General features: G+C 35.1%; 11 protein-coding genes. 6 read left to right on the forward strand and 5 right to left on the reverse strand.

The features are described 5' to 3' along the window. The 5 genes from GX311_01780 to GX311_01800 all read left to right on the forward strand — a co-directional run. A partial coding sequence (locus tag GX311_01780) for a hypothetical protein (GenBank protein NLK15107.1) occupies nt 1-160 on the forward strand: 160 nt, incomplete at its 5' end. 12 nt (nt 161-172) lie between these two features. Next, a complete protein-coding gene (locus GX311_01785; GenBank protein ID NLK15108.1) occupies nt 173-1,024 on the forward strand; it encodes a hypothetical protein in 852 nt (283 codons plus the stop codon). Nucleotides 1,025-1,038: 14 nt separating this feature from the next. Beyond that, the gene (locus tag GX311_01790; protein NLK15109.1) at nt 1,039-2,391 is read left to right on the forward strand and encodes a peptidylprolyl isomerase; all 1,353 of its coding nucleotides are present in this window, start codon (nt 1,039-1,041) and stop codon (nt 2,389-2,391) included. A 28-nt stretch (nt 2,392-2,419) separates the two neighbouring features. Further along, nucleotides 2,420-3,403: an AAA domain-containing protein gene (locus tag GX311_01795; GenBank protein NLK15110.1), complete on the forward strand. Its 984-nt coding sequence runs from the start codon at nt 2,420-2,422 to the stop codon at nt 3,401-3,403. 11 nt (nt 3,404-3,414) lie between these two features. Continuing rightward, on the forward strand, nt 3,415-4,938 hold the full coding sequence (locus tag GX311_01800) for an LPS export ABC transporter periplasmic protein LptC (protein ID NLK15111.1): 1,524 nt from the start codon (nt 3,415-3,417) through the stop codon (nt 4,936-4,938). A 104-nt stretch (nt 4,939-5,042) separates the two neighbouring features. On the opposite strand, the gene GX311_01805 is transcribed toward GX311_01800, so the two are convergent. From GX311_01805 to fbp, 3 genes are all read right to left on the reverse strand, one after another. Continuing rightward, nucleotides 5,043-5,261 carry a LapA family protein gene (locus GX311_01805; protein NLK15112.1) on the reverse strand — a complete coding sequence of 73 codons (219 nt, stop codon included), beginning with the start codon at nt 5,259-5,261 and terminating at the stop codon, nt 5,043-5,045. A 53-nt stretch (nt 5,262-5,314) separates the two neighbouring features. Further along, on the reverse strand, nt 5,315-6,571 hold the full coding sequence (locus tag GX311_01810) for a hypothetical protein (GenBank protein ID NLK15113.1): 1,257 nt from the start codon (nt 6,569-6,571) through the stop codon (nt 5,315-5,317). 123 nt (nt 6,572-6,694) lie between these two features. Continuing rightward, a complete protein-coding gene (fbp, locus tag GX311_01815) occupies nt 6,695-7,687 on the reverse strand; it encodes a class 1 fructose-bisphosphatase (GenBank protein NLK15114.1) in 993 nt (330 codons plus the stop codon). Between the two features lie 148 nt (nt 7,688-7,835). On the opposite strand from fbp, the gene GX311_01820 reads away from it, so the two are divergent. After that, entirely contained in the window at nt 7,836-9,104 is a 1,269-nt protein-coding gene (locus GX311_01820; protein NLK15115.1) for an aspartate kinase, read from the forward strand. Here the strand turns inward: GX311_01820 and GX311_01825 are convergent. Next, on the reverse strand, nt 9,082-10,020 hold the full coding sequence (locus tag GX311_01825) for a hypothetical protein (protein NLK15116.1): 939 nt from the start codon (nt 10,018-10,020) through the stop codon (nt 9,082-9,084). The genes GX311_01820 and GX311_01825 overlap by 23 nt on opposite strands. A gap of 237 nt (nt 10,021-10,257) precedes the next feature. Next, nucleotides 10,258-11,364, reverse strand: coding sequence for a glycine cleavage system aminomethyltransferase GcvT (gcvT, locus tag GX311_01830; GenBank protein ID NLK15117.1), 1,107 nt, complete (start codon nt 11,362-11,364; stop codon nt 10,258-10,260). Nucleotides 11,365-11,556: the final 192 nt, after the last annotated feature.

Genomic DNA, 11,556 nt, shown 5'->3' on the forward strand with positions numbered 1-11,556 from the left:
AGAAATTGTTCCAAGTTCGACTAAAGATTTGCGTGAAGTTCGCGGATTAGTTACAGCCGAATATCAAAACGAGCTAGAAAAAGAGTGGATTAATTCATTAAAAGCAAAATATAGTGTAGAGATCAACAAATCCGCACTTGATGAATTATTCAAAAAATAGAAATAATAAATAATGAGATTTGAAAATTTTGTTTGTCGCAAACTACCGATTGTTATTCTAACAATCGGTAGCCTGTTTTATGGATGTAACAAAAAACAAGATAGTAAAACAAGAACAGAACTTGCACGTTTTGAAAACGAAGTACTTACTCTTGAAGAAATTATGGTTCCAAAAAACTTAAGCCAACAAGACAGTATAGAGTTTGTAAAAAAACAGACTAATGAATGGCTTATCCGCCAAGCGTACGCCAAGAAGGCTTTTGAAAATATTGACGACAAAAACCAAATTCTAGAGCGAAAAATAGAAGAATATAAAAAAACACTATATATACACGAATACAAACAACGGCTAGTCGATCAAAAAATAGACACTATCGTTTCTTTGCGCCAAATAGAAGATTATTATAATAAATACGGAGAAGAGTTTCGACTTACAAACCCTTTGGTTAAAGCATGGGTCATAATGGTTCCTGTGTCAATGCCAAAACTAAATCAATTAATGCAATACCTAAATTCAAACCAAGAAAGCGTCATTGGCGATTTAAAAGAATTATGCTTTAGTTCTGCACGATATTATAACTTCAATGACGATTGGAGACCTTTACATAATCTTTTAAACGAAACCTCACTTACAGCACAAACAATTAATAACGATAATATATACAAAGGAAAAATATTTAGCGTTAAACGTAACGAAGTAGAACTACTAATAAAAATAAATGATTATTTAAAAGCAGGTGATAAACCACCAATTGAGTCTGTTTCAAAGCAGATAAAAGAGATTATCATTCAAAAGCGTAAAGAGCTGTTTTTTAACCGTTTAGAAAACGAACTATTACAAAGCGTTTCAGAACAGAATAAGTAAAAACATATAAACATATGATATACAGAGTACTATTAACATTAATTGCAACCATATTCACCTTACAAACCAATGCTCAAATTGGCAAAGTGCTGGATGAAATTGCTGCTATAGTGGGCGACAAAATTATACTTAAAAGTTTTATCGAGGAGCAACGCATTCAATTGCTTAATCAAAGATATTATTCTAACAAAGATTTACGTTGCGAAATATTGGAAGATCAGCTTTACACCAAATTACTAACAAATCAAGCCGAACTTGATAGCGTAGAAGTATCCGATAAAGACGTTGAAACTGAACTTGATAGACGCTTAGCATATTTTATGGAAGAATTAGGTGGAGAACAGAAAGTTGAAGAGTACTTCAATAAGACAATACTTGAGTTAAAAGAAGAACTAAGAGGTACAATTCGCGATCAGATGATTAGTCAAAGAATGCAATATACAATCACACAGGATATTACCGTAACCCCAACTGAAATAAGACGTTATTACGAAACTATTCCAAAGGACAGTATCCCTATTATTCCTACAACGTTTGAATTTCAGCAAATTACAAAATATCCAAAAATAGATGAACTTGAAGTTCTTGCAGTAAAAACAAGGTTAGAAGAGTTTAAAGAGCGAATATCAAAAGGTGAAAACTTTGCAGCCTTGGCAGTGCTTTATAGCGCTGATGTAAATACAGCAAAACGCGGGGGAGAAATAGGCTATGTTGGTCGTGGAGATCTTGTTCCCGAATTTGCAGCCGTAGCTTTCAAACTGCAAAAAGGAGAAGTGTCAAGAATTGTAAAAACGGAATATGGATATCATATAATCCAAATGATTGATAAAAAAGGCGAAAAAATTAATGTTAGACACATTTTATTAACTCCGAAAATTAAGCCAGAAGAAAAGGTCGCAGCATACGATTTTTTAGACAGTGTAAGAAATCTTTTACTCGCCGACTCATTGAATTTTGAAGATGCCGTAGCGAAATACACAGACGACAAAGACACAAAGAACGGAGGTGGTTTTATTCTTAATATGAAAGATAACTCTATTAGATTTGAACAAACACAAGTTCACTCTTCAATAGCATTTGCTGTAAAAGACAAACCCGAAGGGTACATTACCGAACCATTTGAAACTACCGATCAAAACAATAAAACTGTATATAAAATTGTAAAAATCAGGAGAAAGATAGAATCACATCCTGCCAATCTTACTGAAGATTATCAGTATATCCAAGAAATGGCTTTAAATAAAAAACGTGAAGAACATATTGGTAATTGGATAAACGACAAAAAATCAACAACATATATAAAAATTGGAGAAGAATATCATAATTGCGATTTTCAATTTCCGTGGATAGACTCTGAAAGTGAGTAAATTAAGCACAATTATGTAACTCTATATTATGGACAAAAAAGACGATATTAAAAGATTGAACTCGTTATACGAGTTAATGAAATCTGAAATACATAAAACTATTTATGGACAAGAAGAGGTGGTACAACAATCATTGTTATGTCTGTTTACAGGAGGTCATGCCCTGCTTGTAGGAGTTCCCGGACTGGCAAAAACCCTTTTGGTAAACGCACTGGCAAAAGCCATGGGATTAACATATAAAAGAATACAGTTTACACCCGACTTGATGCCAAGCGACATTATAGGATCAGAAATATTAGACTCAAATCGTGACTTTAAATATATTCAAGGACCTGTTTTTACCAATATTCTTTTAGCGGACGAAATCAACAGAACACCACCAAAAACACAAGCAGCATTACTTGAATCAATGCAGGAAAAAGCTGTTACCGTTAACGGTGTTCGCCACGAACTACCAACTCCCTTTTTTGTGCTTGCCACACAAAATCCTATCGAGCAAGAGGGAACATATCCTCTACCTGAAGCACAACTAGACCGTTTTATGTTCAATCTGCTGCTCGACTACCCTTCATATGATGAAGAGGTTGAAATAGTTAAAAATACAACTATTGACTTTAATTTAAAAACAAGCCAAGTACTCACATCTGACGACATAACTTTTTTCCGCACATTAATTCCACAAATCCCTGTAACTGACCACATTGTGCGTTTCGCTGTTTCAATTGTAGAATTAACACGACCCGGTAAAAGCAACAAGTCTCACAAATTAACAGAAGAGTACATATCATGGGGAGCAGGACCAAGAGCCTCACAATATTTAGTTGCAGGAGCAAGAACGCATGCTGCTCTTAATGGTAGGTATACGCCCGAAATGAGCGATGTTATTGCCATAGCCAAACCTGTATTGCGACATCGTATCGTAAAAAATTTCAAAGCCGAAGCCGAAGGTATCTCAACCGATATTATTATTGACGAGATTATAGAAACAGTAAAAAAAGAGATGGCTAAATAATATATTCATCTGTGTATAAAGAAATTATCATAGTTGCCCTACTCTTTATCACAATGCCACTTTCGTTTGTATTGGGACAGGAACCTGCTTCAAAAATAGATTTGAAACAGGCAAGATCTATGAATTACAATGAAAAAATTGCCAGCGATGCACGCCGATTAATTGGAGATGTTATTCTTCAACAAGAAGATGTAATGATGTATTGCGACAGCGTTTATCTCTACACTATTGATAACAATATAAAGGCATTTAGTAATGTTAAATTGCAAAAAGGAGACAGTATAGAAGTAATTAGTAGTGTCCTAGATTATGCTGGAAACATCAAAAGCGCCCGATTTAGAAACAATGTTGTATTAAAAGATCAAAGCGTTGCCGTTTATACCGATAGCTTAAATTATGATATAAAATCTAACAGGGCATACTACTTTAACGGAGGGAAAATTATTGACAGTACAGCCACTCTTATTAGTAAAACAGGATACTATTTTGCAAACGAAAAACTTTTCTTTTTTAAAGACAATGTGGTTGTTGAAAATGAGGACTATAGAGTTTATACCGACACCCTAAAATATAACATTAACACAAATGTTGTAAGCTTTCAAGGTCCTACCACCATAGTTGGTGATACTGCCACATTATATTCTGAAAGAGGCTGGTACAACACAAAAACAGGAGAAGCTAAAATATGGCAAAATGCCCGATACTCCAATACAGAGCAAATAATGTATGCAGATACTATTTTCTACGATCGAAAATTAGAGTTTGGACAAGGTTTCAACAACATTGAACTTTACAGTTTAAAGGATAGCATCATTTTGTCATCTGACTATGCATATTACGACCGTATAAATAACACAACACTTTTAACCAAAAATGCTGTAGTAACACAAATCTACCAGAATGACTCGTTGTTTTTACATGCCGACACCATATTTACAAAAGTCGATAGTTCAGAAGCTGGCTCTTTTCGTGAAATATTTGTTTATCACAAAGCACAATTGTACAGCAAAAACCTTCAAATGAGATCTGATTCGGTTGTTTTTTCCTTACGAGATTCTGTTATTCGCCTATATTTCGATCCAATAATATGGACAGATAGCAGCCAACTGACTGCTAATCAAATAAATATAGCCGTAGTTGACAATGACTTACGAGAGGTACATCTATTGGAGAACTCACTAATTATTATGCCACACGACTCGGTACATTATGACCAAATCAAAGGTCAAAAAATAGTTGGGTACTTAGAAAACAGACAGTTGCACAGAGCAAATGTTGACCGCCGAGCCGAAGTTATTTACTATCTTATTGAAGATGACGATGTAACTAGTATGAACTCGTCACAATGTAGAAACATCGAAATATATTTCGATAGCGGAGAAATCGATCAAGTAATATTTATTGATACTCCTGTCGGTAAAGTTACTCCTATCGAAGATCTAAATCCTAATGCTATGTATTTCAGAAATTTTGGATGGTACGATTATTTAAGACCTAAAAGCTTCGATGATATTTTTATCTGGAAAGAAAAGTAAGCAATTAACAATGTGCAATGAACAATTGGAACACGTAGTCCTCGGTTACTGAGCCTGCCATAAACTCAACAACTATTGGCTATATTGCATGTTCCTACACGTTTTTATTTCTCTTTTAGTTTTAATTGTTCTTCCAGCTGTTTTATTCTTCGTTTTAATCGTATTGAGTCATAACAAATAGTTAGAGCCCCTGCTACGAAGCCTATAATAATTAATAGATTCGAGTTCGTATAATTGATTATACGAAGAAATGCTCCCAAAAGTACTGTAAACGCTGACAATGCGTACATTACATTAATTATCAAGTTAGTTCTGCTAGTCATGTTATTAATTTTTAGCTTAATTGCCAATAGCACATTGCTAATTGAACATTGCGCTAAAGTCCTCGTCCGTATTTATCGAGTATCACCAACATCGGGACATTAAACCTGTCACTGCCACGTGGGTTGGGTTTTTGTGGGTTGGTAGGCATATAAACCTTACCTGCCAACGCTATCCGACCATCGCTTAGTTTAGTTGCTGTAGAAAAGTCAGAAGTTGACGGTAATGCTGTTGCTATTTTTTGTGGCATCAGAACATCAGGTGCATCTTTGCTTCCAAGCTCACGCTGATATTCCGTTTCTAAATTTCTACCAACAATGGCATACTTTGCCCTTGTAACAACTCGTCCACTTAATATTGCAAGATTCGAACCATAAAGCATAACTTTTCTGTTTTCAAGCAATAGTAATCCATTGGTGTTAATATTTGGTATAGTGTTAGCTTTTATTGCGTTACCTGCACTTGAAAGCTGTATAAGCCGAGTTTCAGATGTGCCTAAATACTCTTTTCCGTAACTACACATATAAACATATGTAGATCTGTCAAATTGGACTATATCCTGCGTAAAGAAGTTTGGCGGAACAGTTATACCCACTCTCCACATTACTTTTCCTGTCGACGAAAGTTTATAAACTATAGGAGTGTATGTTCTCATATTATTCCTATATTCTTTTCCAAGAACCAAAATAGAATTATCAGAACAAACTATTACTTTGCTTGCCTCTTCATTTACCTCTGTTGCTATTGGAGTTGACCAAATATACACCTCGTCATTTACATCAATTTTATGAACTACGATGTTATATTTTTTGTTCTCTCCTATTTTTGTGTGAGCTGCAGCAACAAAACTTTCTTTGGGCGACACGTCACTCAGAATTGTATTATAAACACTTGCTGTAGGACTTTTAGCTTCCACCCTTCCTAATGGATTTATCTTTAAATAAAATGGGTTATACTTATTTTTGTCGTAGGTTGTACCGTACAGTTTTATGCTTTGTCCAGAAGTAATTACAAGATTTTTTAAATCCCAAATTGGGAAATCTTCGTAAAACTTGTGCATCAAAGGCTCTCCTTTTTTATCGTAACGACCGAAGTATGGTATTGATCTGGAGTAATCTTCTGTTGAAGCTTTACCAATAAGATATATCTCTGTGTTCACGGCTTCAGCTATTCCAACAATATTGTTATGAACATAAGATTTATTCAAAGATGGATAATATGATATGCCTGTTTGAGCAACAAGTTGCACTGGAATTAAAAACAAACAGGTAGCTACAAAAGCTATTAGGATATTGCTTCTATTACAATTCATACTTAATAATTATTTACGGCATAAAGATAAATAAAAAAATTCTATTGAATGCAAATTTTATTCCTTGGTTTAATTAACGCAAAGAGAAGTGTTTATAATCAATTTTTAAAAGTAAATATAAAACTATTTCTGATTTAAAAACTCCATTGCTTTATTAACCAGGTTAGAACTTCCTATGTATAAAGGTGTTCGTTGATGTATATTTTCGGGTTTAATATCAAGAATACGAATATTACCGTTGGTAGCAACACCCCCTGCCTGTTCGACTATCCAGGCTAGCGGATTACACTCATACATTAACCGCAATTTTCCATTTTCGTTCTTTGCGGTGGCTGGATACATAAAAACTCCTCCTTTCAACAAATTGCGATGAAAATCGGCAACTAGTGAACCAATATACCTTGCCGAATACGGTCTGCCAGTCTCCTTGTCGGGTACTCTACAATATTCAATAAATTTTTGGATACCTACATTGAATGAGTGATAATTTCCATCATTTATGCTGTATATCTTACCATTAGCGGGTATTTTCATATTGATATTTGACAAACAAAACTCGCCTATTGAAGGATCTAAAGTAAAACCGTTAACACCCGAACCTGTTGTGTAAACTAACATTGTTGACGAGCCATAAACTATATACCCCGCAGCTACTTGTCTGTTACCCGGTTGTAAAAAATCTTCTAACTTGGCAAGTTCTCCACGTGGCGAAAATCTCTTGTAAATACTAAATATTGTGCCTATTGAAACATTCACATCAATATTTGAGCTACCATCTAAAGGATCAATACAAACAATATAGTTGCCGTCTTTCGACATAACATTATCGAACGTAACTATTTCACTGTTTTCCTCTGACGCAACTCCACAAACCTCTCCACAAGCACGCAATGCTTGTATAAACTGAGTATTGGCAAAGACATCTAGTTTTTGTTGACTTTCTCCTTGCGTGTTTATAATACCTATATCGCCCAAAATATCCACAAGGCCTGCCTTATTTACCTCACGGTGAACAATTTTAGAAGCAATCCCAATATGTTGTAATAATCTTGAAAATTCGCCTGTTGCATGGTTATAATCTTCTTGACATCTGATAATAAACTCATTAAGAGGCATTCCTAAATACGCTTTAATCATGGTTATTTATTATTATTATGTTATTATATAATTAGTTGTTACAACAAAACAACAATGTTAGGGCTAATTTACTATTTTTGCGGTAATAAACCATAGTAAATAGCTTTATATTATAATATATTGTGTTATGGCGAAAGATAAAGTAATCAAAATCAACAAGTTTGGCGGAGCAAGCGTATGTACTGCCAGTGCTGTAAAAAAAGTTGCAGAAATAATTCATTCTATTGAAGGAAATATAGTTGTTGTTGTATCTGCCATGGGAAAAACAACCAATAATCTCGAAAGGGTTGTAAATCTGTGGTTTAATAACGATATGATTTTTTGGAGTGTATTTAATGAAATAAAAAACTATCATCAAAACATTATTGATGAACTTTTTGGCAAAGGGTGCGAACTGTTTTTTGAAGATTTCAAAGAGCTTGAAGAGATGCTTACCGAGTCGCCATCACTAGATTATAATTTTGAATATGACAAAATTGTATCGTACGGTGAAATATTATCAACAAAGATAGTTTCACAATATTTACAAAAAACAACTCGTGATGTCAGATGGTTCGATATCAGAAAATTACTTAAAACCGATTCTGTATTCCGCGAGGCAACTGTCGATTGGAATTTAAGCTCTACATTAGTCAGAAGAGCATTTACTTTTAACTCATATAGAACAATTATCACACAGGGATTTATAGGAAGTACACTTAGCAACTTAACCACGACATTAGGTCGTGAGGGATCTGACTATACGGCAGGTGTCCTTGCTTGGATACTTGACGCCCACTCGGTTACAGTTTGGAAAGATGTTCCAGGCATAATGAACGCCGACCCAAAATGGTTACCCGAAGCCGTTACTCTTGATCAGCTATCTTACTCTGAGGCTGTTGAGCTATCGTTTTACGGTGCAAAAGTTATACACCCAAAAACACTAAGACCACTGCAACAAAAAAACATACCGTTGTATGTAAGATCGTTTATAGAACCATCTCTAAAAGGCACAACTATTCGCGATTTAAAAATCGAGCAAAATACACCATTCTATATCAGAAAAGAGAACCAAATTTTAGTAACTCTTTACCCACAGGACTTTACCTTTATGGCATATAATAATATTACTGCCATTCACGATATATTTTACCGATATCGCCTTAGGATAAACCTTATACAGATGTCTGCGTTGAGCTACTCTGTCTGTTTCGACAATAAACCTGAAATATGGGATGAGGTAAAAGACTCCTTATCAGAGCTTTATCGAATAAAATACAACACCGCTGTAGAACTAATAACCATTAGGCACTACAACGACGACACTATTCAGAATATAACCAAAAAAGGAAAAGTATTTTTAGAACAGAAAACTCGTGTAACTATACAGTTTGTTATTTCCCGAAAAGCTGAATAATTTTGTCTGCTAGAATTGTAGAAAGCTTGATATTCGACTCGTGTGTCCAACCAGCAATATGAGGCGTTAATACAACTCGGTCGGATTTGCATAACCACTCAAAATCAGGGTTAACTGACGATAGGTCTTCAAACGATATTTGCTCATATTCAAGGACATCGAGACATGCACCTCTAACTTTTCTGCTTTTTATTGCCTTGACTAACGCACTTGTCTCTAATACTTTGCCGCGCGATGTGTTAATTATATATGCCCCATCTTTACAATTGTCGAAAAAGTGTTGGTTTGCCATATATTTAGTTTCAGATGTGAGAGGAACATGAAAACTAATAACATCTGCCTGCTTACAAATCGTATCAAAATCAACTTCTTGCACATAATCTGGTGCATAGTTGGTTTTGTATTTATCGTATGCTAATATTTTACATCTGAATCCCGATAATTTTTCAGCAAAAGCAGTTCCAACATTTCCAAATCCAATTATGCCAACAGTCTTAGAACCAAGCTCTATCCCTCGGTTCTCCTCCCTAAGCCATTTTCCTGTTCTAACCTCTGAGTCGGATTTGCGCAAATTGTTAAAAAGTGACAAAAGCATGCCTATTGCGTGCTCAGCAACAGCGTCTCTGTTACCTTCGGGGCTATTCAAGCAAACTATGCCACGTGCTTCGGCTGCTTTAACATCAATACTCTCCATTCCAGAACCAACACGCCCGATAAATTTAAGCTTTGTGGCATGATCTAAAAACTCACTGTCTATAAAAAACTTACTTCTGATTATACAGCCGTCATAGTTCGAAATAATAGGCAAATACTCATCCTTGCTCTTCATTGATGTTAATTGATCGCATTTAAAACCAGCTTCTTCTAGTAGTTTAGGCAATAATGGGTGTGTTGAATCTATAAATAGAATGTTCATATTTAGCTGATTAGAAAGGGTTAAGCGTTTCAATCGTGAGCCCGAAAAATAGTAAAAGCTAAGGTTTAGAAATTTATAATTACTGATTTTTTATGCCAACATGCAATTCAAGAAACAGACAAATCGAGCATTTTGATAAAATCATCTAGAGTTTCGATTCCATTAAGCAACTACGCAGAGACGCCATAATATGACGTCTCTACAACACCTTGACATTTAATTGTTAATTGCACATTGCTAATTGCCTTTATAGAAAGGTGTTTTAACAATTTTTGCTTTTAGGTCTTTATTTCTAACCCTTATAAATATTTCTGTATCCTCTTTCCAGAAACCTTTATTCAAATATCCCATGCCAATTGCTTTATTCAACGAGGGCGATTGCGTTCCGCTTGTTACAACACCGATGTTGTTTCCCTGAGCATCAACAATTTCGTATCCTTGGCGTGGGATACCGCGGTCAATAAGTTCGAAACCTTTTAAACGTCTATCAACACCATTGTTTTTTTGATCCAACAATCGTTCACGATCAATAAAATCTTTTCCATCAACAAACTTGGTTATCCAACCTAAACCTGCTGCAATTGGAGAAGTTGTCTCGTCAATATCGTTACCATACAAACAGAACCCCATCTCAAGACGCAAAGTATCGCGAGCTGCTAATCCCGCAGGTTTAATACCAAACTCCTCTCCTGCCTTAAATATGGCTTTCCATAGTTTTGGCCCATCTTCATTAGCAACATATATCTCACAACCTCCAGCTCCGGTATACCCTGTTATTGATAGGATGGCATCTTTTATTCCTGCAATGTTTACTTTTTTAAATGTGTAGTATTGCATATTTTCAACAGGAGTGTCACAAATTTTTTGTACTGCTTTCATTGCCAAAGGACCTTGTACTGCCAACTGGCAAATTTCGCCCGAAGCATTGTACAATTCTCTTCCAACTTCCATACCCATTGCTTTAGCGTGTTTTGAGCACCATTCCCAATCTTTTTCCATATTTCCCGCATTAACAACCAATAGATATGTTTCAGCATCAATTCTATAAACTAAGAAGTCGTCAACTATGCCACCTTTGCCATTTGGAAAATATGAGTATTGTATTTGACCATCTGATAAAGCTGCCACATCGTTTGAAGTAATTTTTTGCAAAAAGCTTAGAGCTTTTGGACCTTTAACCCAAAATTCACCCATATGACTTACGTCAAAAACACCCAATTTTGTGCGAACATTAATGTGCTCGTCTTTAACGCCTGAATATTCCAAAGGCATGTTATGTCCGGCAAACGGAACCATTCGTGCTCCCAACTCTATATGGAAGTGTGTAAAAGCAGTATTTTTCATGATATTGTGATTATTTTTTCGTTAATATAATTTATTTTCAACACAAAGGTACAAATTAATTTAAAATTAGAAGTTAGAAATTAGAAGGAAACCGAAAACGGAAGTCAGAAGACAAAACGTATGAATAATTGTTCATTGATTAAACGTGTCAATTTGTCACATTTAAAAGATATAAGTCAGTCAAAAAATCAA

It is taken from the genome of Bacteroidales bacterium, from assembly GCA_012519055.1.
Taxonomy (GTDB): Bacteria; Bacteroidota; Bacteroidia; order Bacteroidales; family Salinivirgaceae; genus JAAYQU01.